The organism is Kosakonia sp. S42 (genome assembly GCF_016624785.1).
Classification (GTDB): domain Bacteria; phylum Pseudomonadota; class Gammaproteobacteria; order Enterobacterales; family Enterobacteriaceae; genus Kosakonia; species Kosakonia cowanii.
In genome coordinates, this window is the sequence record NZ_JACVTW010000001.1 from 653,967 (window position 1) to 668,610 (window position 14,644).

Annotated in this window: 14 protein-coding genes; 7 read left to right on the forward strand and 7 right to left on the reverse strand. The window is 58.2% G+C overall.

What is annotated here, in order from left to right; all coding sequences use genetic code 11:
* Window positions 1–201 precede the first annotated feature (201 nt).
* Entirely contained in the window at window positions 202–1,389 is a 1,188-nt protein-coding gene (ydeE, locus tag IAE50_RS03125) for an efflux MFS transporter YdeE (RefSeq protein WP_200133468.1), read from the reverse strand.
* 189 nt (window positions 1,390–1,578) lie between these two features.
* On the opposite strand from ydeE, the gene eamA reads away from it, so the two are divergent.
* Window positions 1,579–2,475, forward strand: a complete 897-nt coding sequence (gene eamA, locus IAE50_RS03130; RefSeq protein ID WP_076769804.1) for an O-acetylserine/cysteine exporter — start codon at window positions 1,579–1,581, stop codon at window positions 2,473–2,475.
* A 38-nt stretch (window positions 2,476–2,513) separates the two neighbouring features.
* Here the strand turns inward: eamA and marB are convergent, their stop codons facing one another.
* Genes marB through marR form a run of 3 tightly spaced genes read right to left on the reverse strand, consistent with a single transcriptional unit; the run spans window position 2,514 to window position 3,599 of the window.
* Window positions 2,514–2,729, reverse strand: coding sequence for a multiple antibiotic resistance protein MarB (marB, locus tag IAE50_RS03135; RefSeq protein WP_042715626.1), 216 nt, complete (start codon window positions 2,727–2,729; stop codon window positions 2,514–2,516).
* A 36-nt stretch (window positions 2,730–2,765) separates the two neighbouring features.
* Window positions 2,766–3,146 (reverse strand): MDR efflux pump AcrAB transcriptional activator MarA, encoded by a 381-nt coding sequence (gene marA, locus IAE50_RS03140; protein WP_023478575.1) that lies wholly within the window; start codon window positions 3,144–3,146, stop codon window positions 2,766–2,768.
* Between the two features lie 18 nt (window positions 3,147–3,164).
* Window positions 3,165–3,599, reverse strand: a complete 435-nt coding sequence (gene marR, locus IAE50_RS03145) for a multiple antibiotic resistance transcriptional regulator MarR (RefSeq protein ID WP_023478578.1) — start codon at window positions 3,597–3,599, stop codon at window positions 3,165–3,167.
* Between the two features lie 242 nt (window positions 3,600–3,841).
* On the opposite strand from marR, the gene IAE50_RS03150 reads away from it, so the two are divergent.
* Entirely contained in the window at window positions 3,842–4,516 is a 675-nt protein-coding gene (locus tag IAE50_RS03150) for a MarC family NAAT transporter (protein ID WP_042715624.1), read from the forward strand.
* Window positions 4,516–5,670, forward strand: coding sequence for a carboxylesterase (locus tag IAE50_RS03155; RefSeq protein ID WP_200579523.1), 1,155 nt, complete (start codon window positions 4,516–4,518; stop codon window positions 5,668–5,670). The genes IAE50_RS03150 and IAE50_RS03155 overlap by 1 nt, the downstream gene beginning before the upstream one ends.
* A gap of 569 nt (window positions 5,671–6,239) precedes the next feature.
* Here the strand turns inward: IAE50_RS03155 and IAE50_RS03160 are convergent.
* A complete protein-coding gene (locus IAE50_RS03160) occupies window positions 6,240–7,436 on the reverse strand; it encodes a sugar transporter (protein ID WP_200579524.1) in 1,197 nt (398 codons plus the stop codon).
* Between the two features lie 170 nt (window positions 7,437–7,606).
* Here IAE50_RS03160 and IAE50_RS03165 point away from each other — a divergent pair, with 170 nt between their 5' ends.
* The gene (locus tag IAE50_RS03165) at window positions 7,607–8,398 is read left to right on the forward strand and encodes a PhzF family phenazine biosynthesis protein (RefSeq protein WP_200579525.1); all 792 of its coding nucleotides are present in this window, start codon (window positions 7,607–7,609) and stop codon (window positions 8,396–8,398) included.
* Window positions 8,399–8,438: 40 nt separating this feature from the next.
* On the opposite strand, the gene IAE50_RS03170 is transcribed toward IAE50_RS03165, so the two are convergent.
* Window positions 8,439–9,383: an L-lactate dehydrogenase gene (locus tag IAE50_RS03170; protein WP_200579526.1), complete on the reverse strand. Its 945-nt coding sequence runs from the start codon at window positions 9,381–9,383 to the stop codon at window positions 8,439–8,441.
* A 149-nt stretch (window positions 9,384–9,532) separates the two neighbouring features.
* Here IAE50_RS03170 and IAE50_RS03175 point away from each other — a divergent pair, with 149 nt between their 5' ends.
* A complete protein-coding gene (locus IAE50_RS03175; RefSeq protein WP_200579527.1) occupies window positions 9,533–10,003 on the forward strand; it encodes a GNAT family N-acetyltransferase in 471 nt (156 codons plus the stop codon).
* Window positions 10,004–10,603: 600 nt separating this feature from the next.
* On the opposite strand, the gene IAE50_RS03180 is transcribed toward IAE50_RS03175, so the two are convergent.
* Window positions 10,604–11,455, reverse strand: a complete 852-nt coding sequence (locus IAE50_RS03180) for a LysR family transcriptional regulator (RefSeq protein ID WP_139964810.1) — start codon at window positions 11,453–11,455, stop codon at window positions 10,604–10,606.
* Window positions 11,456–11,559: 104 nt separating this feature from the next.
* Between IAE50_RS03180 and sad the strand changes: the two genes are divergently transcribed.
* Both sad and IAE50_RS03190 read left to right on the forward strand, forming a co-directional pair.
* Window positions 11,560–12,948, forward strand: coding sequence for a succinate-semialdehyde dehydrogenase (gene sad / locus IAE50_RS03185; protein WP_200133472.1), 1,389 nt, complete (start codon window positions 11,560–11,562; stop codon window positions 12,946–12,948).
* 100 nt (window positions 12,949–13,048) lie between these two features.
* The gene (locus IAE50_RS03190) at window positions 13,049–14,638 is read left to right on the forward strand and encodes a methyl-accepting chemotaxis protein (protein ID WP_200133473.1); all 1,590 of its coding nucleotides are present in this window, start codon (window positions 13,049–13,051) and stop codon (window positions 14,636–14,638) included.
* Window positions 14,639–14,644 lie beyond the last annotated feature (6 nt).

The window sequence follows — 14,644 nt, forward strand, 5'->3', positions numbered from 1 at the left end:
CAGTGCGCAGCACCGATTTCCTCGCGGGGCCGGGGGGATTGATAAGGGGAGCGCGGCCGCTTCCCTTATCCCGTTCACCGCATAAAAGGTAAATGAAACTCCCGCACGCCTGGTGAACGGAACCCTTCCACCAGTCCAACATGCCAACCCATCGCCGGATGACGGCTCCGCCTTATCCGGCCTACGCGGTTCCCGCGCCCCTTATTGCGTCTGCAACACGCCCCATGGCCGGACGCGCATCCCTTTGAGCATCATCAGCCACGCGATGACAATGGTGACGATCAGGATGACAAACAGCGACCAGGGCGGCAGCGTGGTGAGGATCACGCCGGTTAACAATGGGTTCATCGCCGCGCCCAGCCAGCCGAGCGCCTGCGCCGAGAAATAGGTCGCTTTCATGCCCGGCGGCGCAATGTTATCAATCAACAGATATTCGCCCGGGGCATAGATCACCTCGCCGAGGGTAAACACCGCAGCAGAGAGGCCCCACAGCCATAAATTGTCGCCAGAGAGCATAAAGCCCGCGAGACCGATAACAAAACTGAGCGTGCCAATCCCCATCAACGGCCGCAGGTTGCCAGGGGTGAGCTTTCGCCCCACGGCATACTGCAAGGTGACGACTATCGCTGCGTTGACCGGCAAAACCACCGCCACCACGCGCTCGGCGAACTCACTGCTGGCAACCACCATCACATACTGCGACAGGCAGGACGCAAAAGAGCCGGCAACGAACGAGGCGAGAAAGTTCGAGAGGGTAAACCAGCCCAGCGCTTTATCCTTCAGCAGCACCGACGGAGACCAGGAGGCGGCAGGATCGTGGCCCTCTCCAACGGCGATGCGCTGCACATAGAGCTGAATAAACACCAGCGGAAAGGCGGCGCAGAACACCGCCAGCCAGAAGGGCAGATTGATGCTCTGCATCACCAGCAGGGTGCCGAGCGGCGGCCCGACGGTCCAGCCGATATTGAGAAAGGTGTAGTTGAGCGAGAAAATTTTCGCTTTCGTCGCTGGCAGCAATGTATCGGCAAAATAGGCCTTCAACACCGTTGAAAAGACCGAATAGGCGCAGTTGATGAGGGCGAAAAAGAGCACCACCAGGCCAGCATGATGCGTCAGCGGAATGGCGGCAAATCCCCCGATAAAGGCGACAATTGCCAGCAACATATAGCGTTTTTTGTCGAACTTATCCGCCAGCATGCCAAAGCCAAGACTGAAGATCACGCCGATGGTCAGGGCGATACTCATCGCATAGCCGACCTGATCGACCGCCATGCCGTACTGGCGATTGAGGTAGATCGTCATGAACGGCAGCGTTGCGCCGCGGCCAATCGTTAACAAAAGTGATGAAAAAAGTAATGCGGCAGTGGAGCGTGTTTGTGTCGAGGTCATTGTCTTACCCGGCATGATTATTTTCGTTTTTGTGATGCCAACAGCAATAACACGCCGAAACTGAGGCGCACAACCGCCAATTTGTCTGGAGGTGCCAAAAATGACCTACCGAATTTAATGATCTATTACTGGACTATTTTTTCAGTTAACGTAAATTTTTTACAAATTTGTAAACAAAAAGGGGCGTAGATGGCGCGTAAAGATGTGCTGCTGGCAATGCTGGTGGTCGTGGCCTGGGGCCTCAATTTTGTGGTGATCAAAGTGGGTCTGCACGCCATGCCGCCGCTGATGCTCGCGGGGCTACGCTTTCTGCTGGTCGCTTTCCCGGCATTGCTGTTTGTCGCCCGACCCAAAGTGCCGATGCGCCTGCTGCTCGGGTATGGCCTGACCATCAGCTTCGGGCAATTCGCGTTTCTCTTCTGCGCTATCAAGTTCGGTATGCCCGCAGGATTAGCCTCGCTGGTTCTGCAAGCACAGGCCTTCTTCACCATCATTCTCGGGGCGGGGATCTTTGGCGAACGGTTGCAAGTCAAACAGCTGGTCGGCATTGCGCTGGCGGTCGTGGGCGTGCTGGTGCTGATTCAGGCGAGCTTCACGGGGCAACATATTCCGCTGCTCGGCTTTATGCTCACGCTGGCGGGGGCCTTTAGCTGGGCCTGCGGCAATATCTTCAATAAAAAAATTATGCAGCACAGCTCGCGCCCGGCGGTGATGTCGCTGGTGGTGTGGAGCGCGCTGATCCCGATTGTGCCGTTTATGGTCTGCTCGCTGATTTTCGACGGCCCGGCGCTGATGCTGGAGAGCGTGGTGGCGATCGATACCACGACGCTGCTGTCGCTGGTCTATCTGGCGTTTATCGCCACCATTCTCGGCTACGGAATTTGGGGAACGCTGCTGGGGCGGTATGAAACCTGGCGTGTTGCGCCGTTATCCCTGCTGGTGCCGGTGGTTGGCATGGCAAGTGCAGCACTGCTGCTGGATGAGAAATTATCCGTGATGCAGCTGGCCGGTGCCGTGCTGGTGATGGCCGGGCTCTATATCAATGTGTTTGGTTTTCGTCTGCGCCGGGCGGCACAGGCAAACTGAAGGTAAAAAAAAGCCCCGCACGGTACGGGGCAAAACGGTTAGCTGCGTTGATGGTAATACGCTACGCCTAACTCGTCTGATTTGTCGCTTCCCGCCCCCATATGGTTGAAGTCATACGGCGATGTTTGTTGGGCGGCGGGTATGATCATGGCGTCACGGGCGCTTTGCCCTTTGCTGTGATCAAACTGCTCCGCATAACTCTGGCCACTCAGCAGCACCAAAAATGCCGCTGCGGCACAGGTAATACGTTTCATACTTTCCTCGATACGTCTTTAATTACAGGCGATTAGTTAACAAGCGTGATTTAACGGATAGAGATAGCGGGACTCCGCAGGCATATCCGTGACACGGAACTTATGCGGCGGCACGTCAAAATAGTTTTTGAACGTGCGGGTCAGGGTCTGTTGCGATTCAAACCCGTAACGCTCCGCCAGATACAGGATCGGCTCATTGCTTCCCTTGAGCTTCTGCGCAATTTCCGTCAGCTTGCGGCTGCGAATGTATTGTCCCAGTGAATGACCAGTCTCTTTTTTAAACATCCGTTGCAGGTGCCACTTAGAGTAACCCGAACGCTCTGACACCTTTTCCAGGGAGAGCGGCGACTCCAGGTTATCCTCGATCCAGTCCAAAATGCTATGAATGGTAATAGCGTCAGTGTTGCGTCTGGACATCGTCATACCTCTTTGTTTTTACGGCAAGACTTTCTTAAGCAAATGCTCAAGTGTTGCCACTTCTTCTGCGGTTAAGTTTTTTGTTAATTCCTGATGCAGGTCTTGACCCACTAATTGATGACATTGCTCACAGAGCGTCGCGCCTTCAGGTGTTAATCGCACCAGCACGCCGCGCTTGTCATTAGGATTCGGGCTGCGTTCAATCCACCCTTTGCACACCAGCCTGTCCATCATGCGGGTCAGTGCGCCAAGGTCGACGGAGAGAACTTTTTTCAACTCAACCGGGGTAATACACCCTTCACAGCGGACAGAGCAGAGCACCTTAAACTGGGCTGCGGTGATATCCAGCGGCGAAAGATAGTCGTTGAGTAAACGATCTTTTTTTTGGTTAACCATGTGGATCAAGCGGCCTAAAGGAATGATGTCGTTGAATAGATCATTCGTGCTTTTCACAATGGTTGCCCCGGCAAGTAGTTTAATCACGGCAGATATTATTGCTCAGGCAAATATAAGTCAACCAAATGGGTATCGGATGCCACTAATTGCTAAAACTTTTCACGCTTAAGAATGTTTTTAATTTCATCTGCTTGAATTTACGTAACTTTTACCCATTATCAGCATAACTGAAGGCGCTTTTGCCGCCGCGTTGCGGCTATACTGGCGGGGTTGTTAACCGGGGAGAGGTGAAACGTACCATGATGGAATTGATCAAAGTTATCGGTCTCGGGCTGGTGGTGTTGCTGCCGTTAGCTAATCCGCTGACCACCGTCGCGCTGTTCTTAGGCCTGGCGGGCAACATGAACAGCGTCCAGCGAAACCAGCAGGCGCGCATGGCTTCGCTCTATGTTTTTATCATCATGATGGTCGCCTGGTACGCAGGCCAGGTGGTGATGAATACCTTTGGCATCTCGATTCCAGGCCTGCGCATTGCCGGTGGGCTGATTGTGGCGTTTATCGGCTTTCGCATGCTCTTTCCACCGGCGAAAAGTCATGAGTCGCCGGAGACAAAAGCCAAAACGGCGGAACTGGCGGATGAGCCGGAGACCAATATTGCCTTTGTACCGCTGGCGATGCCGAGCACTGCCGGGCCGGGCACCATTGCGATGATTATCAGCTCGGCGTCGACCGTTCGCCACGGCGCTGATTTTCCCGCCTGGGTAATCGCCGTTGCGCCGCCGCTGGTTTTTGCCGCCGTGGCGCTGATTTTGTGGGTAAGCCTGCGCAGCTCCGGCGCAATTATGCGGCTGGTGGGCAAGGGCGGGATTGAAGCTATCTCGCGGCTGATGGGCTTCCTGCTGGTCTGCATGGGCGTGCAGTTCATCATCAATGGCGTGCTGGAGATTATTTCGACCTATCCGGCAGGCGCCTGATGCGCCAGCTCTCCTGGTTCATTCTCTGCTGCTGTCTGCTTATTGTTGGCTGCCAGCAGCAAAAGCGCGTCGAAGCGCCGCTCGGGCAGAACAGCTTTGCTGCGTATCAACAGCAGACGCGCGATTATGTCGCCGCCCACCGCGCCTTTCAGACGCTGGATAAACCCGCCGAATTGCGGCTCAATACGCCGCAGGAGTGGCGACCGGCGCAGAAAGCGCGCAAGGGGATTTTGCTGATCCACGGTCTCGGCGACGGGCCAGGATCGTTTGCCGATATCGGCCCGCAGCTTGCCCGCGAAGGGTTTCTGGTACGCACGGTGCTGCTGGACGGCCACGGCACGCGTCCTGCCGACCTGATTGGCGTCAGCGTTGACCAGTGGCGGCAGGTGGTGAATGAGCAGGCGGCGATTCTGGCAAAAGAGGTCGATTCACTCTGGCTGGGCGGCTTCTCTACCGGCGGCAACCTGGCGCTGGAATATGCCATGGCGCATGACAACGTGCAGGGGCTGCTGCTCTTCTCGCCAGCCTTCAGGCCAAGTACCCGCTACGCTTTTCTGGCGCCGACGCTGGCGCTGTTTCGCGACTGGCTGCGCCCGCCGGGTGCGCTTTTCCCCCAGCAGGTCGCCACCCGCTATCTGCGCGTGCCGACCAACGGTTTTGCCCAGTTCTGGCGAACCAGCGCCAGCGCGCAGAGTTTGCTGGCGCAGAAGGCCTTCAATAAGCCGACGCTGGTGGTGTTAACGGAGCATGATTCGGTGCTGGATACGCGCTGGATCCTCGATCAATTCGACCGCGCCTTTACCCATCCCGCCAGCCGCTTAATCTGGTACGGCACGCCGCCGTCCGAATCAGTGACAATGTCACGTCTGCGCGTGAAAACCGATGTGCTACCGCAGGATCGCATCAGCCAGTTTTCCCATATGTCGGTGCTCTTTTCACCGGATAATCCGCTCTATGGTCGTAAAGGCAGCGTTATGCTTTGCGGCAACGGCCAGTCGGAAGAGGCAGCAAGGCGCTGCCTGAAGGGTGACGAGGTGTGGTATTCCGATTGGGGGTTAGTGACGCCGGGGAAAATTCACGCCCGGTTGACCTGGAACCCGTGGTTTGCATGGCAGAATTCGGTGATGCACGACGTTATCACCGCCGCGCCCTGATGGCTTCACAGTAGCCGATGAAACCGAGTAGGCCGGATAAGCGTATGCGCCATCCGGCAATCGGCGCGGCAGGTTGCCCCGGTGGAAGCGAGCGTAGGCCGGATAAGGCGAAGCCGCCATCCGGCAATGGGTCTCGCATATGGCATTTTGTGGAACGGTTCCGTTCACCAGGCGCTGGGAAGTTTCATTCATCTCTTATGCGGTGAACGGGACAAGGGAAGCGGCCGCGCTCCCCTTGTCAATCCCCGCGGCCCCGCGAGGAAATCGGTGCTGCGCACTGCGCTCACCTCCCGCGAGCCTGACTGCGGCCGGCTCGACTCGACATCCTGTCTCGGTTCGCCTCTGTCCGCCATCCATGGCGTCCAGACCTTGTCATTCCCGCTTCGGTTCGCCGATTTCAGCGGGGACACAACACCATCGCTGCAAGACCGCAGGTAAATGCAATGTCGGTATTGCTGAAAGCACGTTTTTGTAGGCCGGATAAGGCGAAGCCGCCATCCGGCAATGGTGCTGCGGCGATAATGCCGGATGGCGCTGACGCTTATCCGGCCTACGCGGTTTCAGAAGGATCACACTGGCTCGCTCTGCTCCTCGAGCTGCACCGGCCAGCGGCGGAAAATCACCACCGCCCACACCAGCGCGGCAATCGCCGGGACGGCACCGGCATAACCGATGGTGCTCATCGACCAGTGCAGGCTCACCTGATTGCCCACCAGCGCACCTGCGCCAATACCGATATTGAAAATCCCGGAAAAAAGTGCCATCGCCACATCGGTGGCATCCGGTGCCAGCGCCAGCACTTTCACCTGCATGCCGAGGCCAATAATCATAATCGCCACGCCCCAAAACAGGCTTAGCACGGCGAGATAGCTTTCGCTTCCGGCGGCGGGAAGCAGCATCACCAGCGAAATCACCAGCAGCCCGATGGCGCTGCACACCAACCCGGAGGCGTGTCGGTTGCCGAGCTTACCAAACAGCACGCTGCCAATAATCCCCGCACCGCCAAGCAACAGCAGCAGGATAGTTGCAAAATTGGCGCTAAAGCCCGCTACATTTTGCACAAACGGCTCAATATAGCTGTATGCGGTGTAATGGGCGGTCACCACCACAGCCGTCAGCACATAGATGCTGACCAGCGCCGGGCGACGAAACAGCAGCGGCAGGCTTTTCAGCGAGCCGGAGTGCTCGCTTTTAAGCGTCGGCAGCAGTTTGACCAGGCAAACCAGCGTTACCAGCGCGCCCATGCCAATCACAAAGAAAGTGGTGCGCCAGCCAAAGTACTGCCCGACGATGCGGCCAATCGGCAAGCCGAGCACCATCGCCAGTGCGGTACCGGTGGCGAGCAGGCTTAACGCCTGGGCGCGTTTACCCGCCGGTGCCAGGCGGATCGCCAGTGAGGCGGTAATCGACCAGAAGATGGCATGCGCAAACGCAATGCCGATACGGCTAATCACCAGCACCTCAAAATTCCACGCCAGGAAGGAGAGAACATGGCTGGCGATAAACAGCACAAACAGCGCAATCAGCAGTTTTCGCCGCTCAATATGGCTGGTTAGCAGCATAAAGGGCAGCGACATCAGCGCCACCACCCACGCGTAGATGGTCAGCATGATCCCGACCTGCGGGGTCTCCATATCGAAGCTCTGGGCGATATCAGAGAGCAACCCCACCGGCACAAATTCGGTGGTGTTGAAAATAAAAGCGGCAACGGCAAGCGTAACCACCCGTAGCCACGCGACTTTACGTGAAACAGTATTCGTCATCATAAGAGTGCTTTGGGTTGGTTGGAGGGAAGAAGAGGCGAAGATCTTAATGCTTTTGCTGGCTGAAAGACAAACTTTTTGTGATGTAGATCTCATTTTTCATTCAGCAAAAAAATAGCGGTTGCGCCGCCGAAGGTTTGCCGTCAGAACAAAAGAAAAGATGAGGAAAAACAATGCACACAATTGACTTCTATCTGGTCGACGCTTTCAGCGACCACACCTTCGGCGGTAACGCCGCCGCGGTCTGTCCACTTACCGAGTGGCTGCCGGACGAGCTGTTACTGAAAATGGCGCAGCAGCATAACCAGTCGGAAACCGCTTTTTTTGTGCGCAACGACAGCGGCTTCGAGCTGCGCTGGTTCACGACGCAGGATGAGATCAATCTCTGCGGTCACGCGACGCTTGCCGCCGCTCACGTTATCTTCGAATACCTCGATTATCCAGAGACTGTGATCCGCTTCAGCACCCGTTTTGTCGGCGAGTTAACCGTTACACGCAACGGCGACTGGCTCACTCTCAATTTTCCGGCATGGACAACCCAGGCCGTTGAGAACCCACCGCCGATGCTGCTGGAAACGCTGGGCATTGCGAAGGCACAGGCGGTGTATGAAGGGCGCGATTACATGGTCGTGCTGGAGAGCCAGGCGCAGGTCGAAGCCTTACAGCCCGATATCGCCGCCATGAAACCGCTGGGGAAAATGGTCTGCGTCACGGCACCGGGAGAGGAGTATGACTTTGTCAGCCGCTTCTTCTGCCCGGGCGAGTCGGTGGCCGAAGATCCAGTTACCGGTTCGTCGCACAGCATGCTGATCCCTTACTGGGGCGAGAAGCTCGGCAAAACGGTGATGCAGGCGCGCCAGGTCTCCGCGCGCGGCGGCGATCTGCGCTGCGAGTGGCGGGGCGATCGGGTGTTGATTGGCGGCCAGGCGACGCTCTACTTGATCGGCAAAGTCTATCTGCGCTAGCACAATGACCGGGGGCGATAGCGCCCCCGCAGCGCGCTTATTACGGCAAGCGCGCAATGTTAGTTTTGATCACCTCAACGGAGTGGTTGAACTTTGCCACTTCGTCGTCGGTTAAGTGCAGTTCGATAATCTGCTCCACGCCGCTGTGGGTCAGCACCGCAGGCACGCCAATTGCCACATTGTGCGCGCCATACTCCCCGTCAAGAATGCAGGAGATCGCCAGCGCACGGTGGCTGCCGGTAAAGATATTGCGGCAGATCTCGGCGATCGTGCCGGCAATGCCATATTCGGTACAGCCTTTGCGGGCAAAGATCTCAAAGCCGTGGCGGCGCACGCGATCCGCCAGTGCATCTGCATCCAGCGGCTGGCCAGTCTTTTGTTGATAGACGTCGGCGATGGGCGAACCATAAATCGATGAGTGCGACCACACCGGGAACTGCGTATCGCCATGTTCGCCCATAATAAACGCGTCAATGCTCTGCGCGCCGATATCCAGCGCCTGCGCCAGCAGACGGCGAAGACGGGTGGTGTCAAGCCAGACGCCGGTGCCGATCACCTGGTTGCGCGGCAGGCCGGAGAGGGACCACACCTGCCAGGTAATGATGTCGCAAGGGTTGGTCGCCACAAGGAAAATGCCGTTAAAGCCGTTTGCCATCATGGTGGGCACAATGTTTTTCACAATGCGCGCGGTGTTGGCAAGCTCATCCAGCCGCGTCTGGCCGGGCTTCAGCGCGCCACCGGAGACGGTAATCACCGCGATATCGACATCCGCGCACGCCTCGATGGAGCGGGTGGAGATGGTCATCATCCCCGGCATAAACGCGGCGGCATCCGCCAGATCCTGCGCGTGTCCCTCTACGCGCTGGGCATTTACATCCACCAGGATCAGCTCTTCACAAATGTTCTGGTTTAAAAGAGCGTAAGCGGCAGACGCACCGACATTACCGGTGCCGATAATCATCACTTTGCGGGCTTTTGTATTCATGGCGATTCCCTTGTCAGAATATTCTTGTGCGTAAAGTACAGCCTGTTATTGCCGGGGTGCAATATTGTCGCGGATCTATAGGTTATTCATATGAGTTAAGCGGCGGAATTTTCGCTAATTTAACAATGCGATAACCATAAGGAGCCGCTATGTACCGTATTGTTGATGCCACCGCCACGCAGCCGGAGGTGATTGCCCTCATCGCCGCCCTCGACCACTACCAGACCGCGCTCTACCCGGCAGAGAGCAACCATCTGGTTGATCTGGCTTCCTTTCCCCAAGAGACGCTGATCCTGCGCAAAATCGTGCATCAGCACGATGCCGTCGGCTGCGGCGCAGTGTTGCTTAATGAGGATGGCAGCGCGGAGATGAAGCGGGTGTTTATCGATCCGACGCACCGCGGGCAGAAGCTGGGCGAGCAGCTGATTGCCGCGCTGGAGCAGGCGGCGAGCGAGAAGGGGTGCCACACACTGCGGCTGGAGACGGGCATCGAGCAGCATGCGGCGGTGAAGCTTTATCAGCGCTGCGGATACCAGATTTGCGAGGCGTTTGCGCCCTATGATCCTGACCCATTAAGTGTGTTTATGGAGAAGCAGTTGCCTGATGCGCTGCGAGCGTAGGCCGGATAAGGCGGAGCCGCCATCCGGTAATCAGCCGCGGTTTCAGGGGCTCCGTTCACGTAGGTTGGATAAGCGTGTAACGCGCCATCCGGCGATGGGGTTTTCATGTGGCATTGGTGGAATGATTCCGTTCACCAGGCGTTGGGGAGTTTCATTCATCTCTTCTGCGGTGAACGGGACAAGGGAAGCGGCCGCGCTCCCCTTGTCAATCCCCGCGGCCCCGCGAGGAAATCGGTGCTGCGCACTGCGCTCACCTCCCGCGTGCCTGACTGCGGCCGGCTCGACTCGACATCCTGTCTCGGTTCGCCTCTGTCCGCCATCCATGGCGTCCAGACCTTGCCATTCACGCTCCGGTTCGCCGATTTCAGCGGGGGTCAACAACGCCGCTGTGATAACGCAGGTAAAGGCAATATCGGTGTGGCTGTAGGCTCGTTTTTGTAGGCCGGATAAGGCGCAGCCGCCATCCGGCAATGGGGGCCGGGGAGACAATGCCGGATGGCGCTGCGCTTATCCGGCCTACGCGGTTTCAGCCGCACCTTTCCTGTAGGCCGGATAAGCGTTTACGCGCCATCTGGCATAAAAAACCGCACGCCGAAAACCCTACGGCAACAGCGCAATAAATGCTTCAAGGTGTCGGCTCTTCGCGCCGCGTCGCCACACCAGCCAGGTGGTGAGCCAACGCCACTCCTCTGCCAGCGGCCAGGCATTGACCTGCTGATGGGCGGGCATGCTCTCCAGCATACTGCGTGGGATCAGCGCCAGCCCGGCACCGGCAATTACGCAGGCCAGCATGCCGTGGTAGGACTCCAGCTCGTGAATTTTCCCCGGCGTGGCGCGGTCGGCCTGAAACCAGCTCTCAAAATGGCGGCGATAAGAGCAGTTAGCGCGAAAGGCATAAATACTGGCACCGTTCACCTGCGAAGCGCGGGTAATCGGCTCATGGCCCGCCGGGGCGACAATCATCATCTCTTCGCGATAGACCGGAATGCCCTCCAGCCCCGGGTGCATAATCGGCCCGTCAACAAACGCCGCGCTCAATGTCCCCTCAAGCACGCCGTCAATCATGGTGCCGGAAGGGCCGGTGGAGAGATCGAACTGAATACGCGGGTAGCGCTGGTTATAGGCGGCGAGCGTCGCCGGAATGCGCACCGCGGCGGTGCTCTCCAGCGCGCCCAGCGAGAACAACCCCTGCGGCTCATCGCCCGCCACTACCATCCGCGCCTCATCAACCAGCGCGAGGATCTGCTGGCTGTAGCGTAAAAAGCTGTGTCCGGCAGGTGACAGGCGCAGGCGCTGATTTTCGCGGATAAAGAGATCGACGCCGAGATCCGCTTCCAGCTGGCGAATGCGCGTCGTCAGGTTTGACGGCACCCGATGCACCTTCTGCGCGGCCTGGGTAATGCTGCCGGTCTGCGCCACGGCGTTAAACATCTCAAGCTGGGTTAAATCCATGCTGTTCTCTTAACGTGAATAGTGAAGTTAATATTATTCAGTTTTCAGAAATAACAAACTGCGTCACCCTAATGCAAGTTCTGAAATCATTGAGGGAAAAAATAATGTCTCTGACCGCCACCACCCATGCACTCTCCATCAACCCGGCAACGGGTGAAACCCTGCGCGCCACACCGTGGGCCAGCCGTGAAGAGGTTGACCGCGCGCTGGCGTTGGCCGATAGCGGCTACCGCCACTGGCGCAACGTCAGCGTCAATGAGCGCGCGCAGAAGCTGCGCGATCTGGCCGCCGTGCTGCGTCACCGCGCAGAAGAGATGGCGCAGATGATGAGTGAAGAGATGGGCAAACCGATCCTGCAGGCGCGGGCAGAAGTAGCGAAATCCGCCGCGCTGTGCGACTGGTACGCCGAGCATGGCCCGATGATGCTCGGCAGCGAAGCCACCCAGGTCGAAGCGCAGCGTGCGCGCATCGAATATCGCCCGCTGGGGCCAATTCTGGCGGTGATGCCGTGGAACTTCCCGCTGTGGCAGGTGCTGCGCGGCGCGGTGCCGATCCTGCTGGCGGGCAACAGCTATCTGTTAAAACATGCGCCGAATGTGCTCGGTTCTGCGGCGCTGATCGGCGAGTTGTTCAGCGAAGCCGGGTTCACGCCGGGCGTCTTTGGCTGGGTCAATGCAACCAATGAGGGCGTTAGCCAGGCGATAAACGATGCGCGCATTGCCGCCGTGACCGTCACCGGCAGCGTGCGTGCCGGGGCGGCAATCGGTGCTCAGGCCGGTGCGGCGCTGAAAAAGTGCGTGCTCGAACTGGGCGGTTCCGATCCCTTTATCGTGCTCAACGATGCCGATCTCGATCTGGCGGTGAAAGCCGCTGTCGCCGGGCGTTATCAGAATACCGGGCAGGTGTGCGCCGCAGCGAAACGCTTCATTGTTGAAGAGGGGATCGCCGACGCGTTCACCGAGAAATTTGTCGCTGCGGCGGCGGCATTACAGCAGGGCGCGCCGGAAAAAGAGGAGAACTACCTTGGGCCGATGGCGCGCTTCGATCTGCGCGACGAGTTGCACGCCCAGGTTGAGGCGAGCATCAAAGAGGGCGCTACCCTGCGACTCGGCGGCGAGAAGACGCCGGGCAACGGCAACTACTACCCGGCGACGGTGCTGACCAACGTTACGCCGCAGATGACAGCGTTCCGCCAGGAGCTGTTTGGCCCGGTTGCTGCGATCAGCACCGCCCGCGATGCAGAGCATGCGCTGGCGCTGGCCAACGACAGCGACTTTGGCCTCTCGGCCACGGTATTCACCGCCGACAGCGCGCAGGCCGAGTGGTTTGCCGATAATCTTGAGTGCGGCGGCGTGTTTATCAACGGCTTTAGCGCCAGCGATCCGCGCGTGACTTTTGGCGGCGTGAAGAAGAGCGGCTTCGGGCGCGAACTCTCCCACTTTGGTTTGCACGAGTTCTGCAACGTTCAGACCGTGTGGAAAGATCGCCTGTAAGCGCAACGCGCCCCTGTGGGGCGCGTCATCACTGGCTGTCATGGATGTGTCATGATCCTTTTGTAGACTCACCGCAACTTAGTGGTTACAGAAGAATATCATGAACTTAACGCAAATTTTACGCCGAGTTTTTCGGCGTATCGCACCGCAGCAGTTTGGTTTGTTGGCCGGGATTTTTTGCATCATCGCGCTCTTTTCCGCCCTGCAAATCGCCTCCTCCTTTTTCCTTACCGCCTCGCTTCGCAGCGCGCAGCACGATGAGAGCCTGAACCAACAGGCGCATCTGCAACAGGTGCGGGCAGACGAAGCGCGCATTGCGCTCCTCAGCGCAAGCGATCTGCTCAACCGCGCCGGGGTCTACTTTATGCAGGATAAAGCGACCGGTTCGGACGGCAGCTGGCACAGCCTGATGGACGAAACCCAGCAGGCACTGGCCGCGTCGAATAAAGCCTGGCTTGCTTTTCAGGCGCTCAACCCGCCAAAAGATGAAGGCTTGGTCAACAGTTATCAGCTCTTTTATGGCGCGCTGAAAGAGCAGGCCGACGGGCTGGTGAAAACCCAGTCGATCGATGCCTTTTTTGCCGTTCCGGCACAGGCATTCCAGGCCGATTTCAACGATAACTACGCCCGTTTTCAGCAGGCTGGCGCACAGCACGCCGAGCAGGGAAGGCAGTCGCTGCTTGCCAGCCTCAGCCGTTTGCAGCAGGTCTTTATGCTGATCCCGGCGCTGCTGGTTGCCATTGCGCTGGTGGTGTGGTTCGGCATGTCGCGCTGGGTCATCACCCCGCTGCGTACATTGATTGCTCACATCAATATTCTTGCCGCCGGCGATCTCGGCACGCCATTGCCGCCGGTGCAGCGCTTCAACCGCGAAATCACTCAGCTTAGCCATAGCGTCGGCACCATGCAGCGGGGGCTGCAACAGCTGGTAATGCAGGTGAGCGACGCCACCGCGTCAATGATTGGCACCATCGGCAGCCTGGCGGAAGGCAACCAGTCACTTAATCAGCAGTCGGCGAAGCAGGCGCAGGAGCTGAACGATGTTACCGAGCATATCGCCACGCTGGAGTCCCATGTCGAAGGCAATACCGGTTTTGCTGAAGAGGCGCGCCAGCAGGCAGATGAAGCACGTAAAGTCGCGGCGGGCGGCGACAGGATGATGGAGACGGTGACGCAGTCGATGCGCGAGATTGTCGACCGCTCCGCCGAGATGCGCAATATCGTGGCGCTGATCGACGGCGTGGCGTTTCAGACCAACATTCTGGCGCTGAATGCCGCCATCGAGGCGGCGCATGCGGGCAACCACGGGCGCGGCTTTGCGGTGGTGGCGAAAGAGGTGGGCTTACTGGCGCGTAAGAGCAGCCACTCGACGCAAACCATTCAGCAGCTGATTAACCACTCATTGCAGGGGATCAATGATGGCACCCAGGCGGTGAGCCGTCTCGAAGATAACCTGCAACAGGTGACCGGGCTGGTCGGGCATCTGAGCGGGGTGTTGAGTGAAATCTCTGCCGCCACGCTGAGCCAGGGGGAGAGCATCCATAAGATGACCCGACGCCTTCACTCCCTTAACAGTGTGGCGCGGCGCACCGGTGAGCTGGTGACCACGGCAGCAGCGGCCTCAGAGCAGCTTTATCACGATTCGCAGGTATTGATGCAAGCGGTTGCGCGTTTTCGTCTCAGCGCCTGACGCGGC

Coding starts and splice junctions, on each gene's coding strand:
- ydeE (WP_200133468.1), bottom strand. CDS start 1,389: ATGACCTCGACACAAACACGCTCCACTGCCGCATTACTTTTTTCATCA.
- eamA (WP_076769804.1), top strand. CDS start 1,579: ATGGCGCGTAAAGATGTGCTGCTGGCAATGCTGGTGGTCGTGGCCTGG.
- marB (WP_042715626.1), bottom strand. CDS start 2,729: ATGAAACGTATTACCTGTGCCGCAGCGGCATTTTTGGTGCTGCTGAGT.
- marA (WP_023478575.1), bottom strand. CDS start 3,146: ATGTCCAGACGCAACACTGACGCTATTACCATTCATAGCATTTTGGAC.
- IAE50_RS03150 (WP_042715624.1), top strand. CDS start 3,842: ATGATGGAATTGATCAAAGTTATCGGTCTCGGGCTGGTGGTGTTGCTG.
- IAE50_RS03155 (WP_200579523.1), top strand. CDS start 4,516: ATGCGCCAGCTCTCCTGGTTCATTCTCTGCTGCTGTCTGCTTATTGTT.
- IAE50_RS03160 (WP_200579524.1), bottom strand. CDS start 7,436: ATGATGACGAATACTGTTTCACGTAAAGTCGCGTGGCTACGGGTGGTT.
- IAE50_RS03165 (WP_200579525.1), top strand. CDS start 7,607: ATGCACACAATTGACTTCTATCTGGTCGACGCTTTCAGCGACCACACC.
- IAE50_RS03170 (WP_200579526.1), bottom strand. CDS start 9,383: ATGAATACAAAAGCCCGCAAAGTGATGATTATCGGCACCGGTAATGTC.
- IAE50_RS03175 (WP_200579527.1), top strand. CDS start 9,533: ATGTACCGTATTGTTGATGCCACCGCCACGCAGCCGGAGGTGATTGCC.
- IAE50_RS03180 (WP_139964810.1), bottom strand. CDS start 11,455: ATGGATTTAACCCAGCTTGAGATGTTTAACGCCGTGGCGCAGACCGGC.
- sad (WP_200133472.1), top strand. CDS start 11,560: ATGTCTCTGACCGCCACCACCCATGCACTCTCCATCAACCCGGCAACG.
- IAE50_RS03190 (WP_200133473.1), top strand. CDS start 13,049: ATGAACTTAACGCAAATTTTACGCCGAGTTTTTCGGCGTATCGCACCG.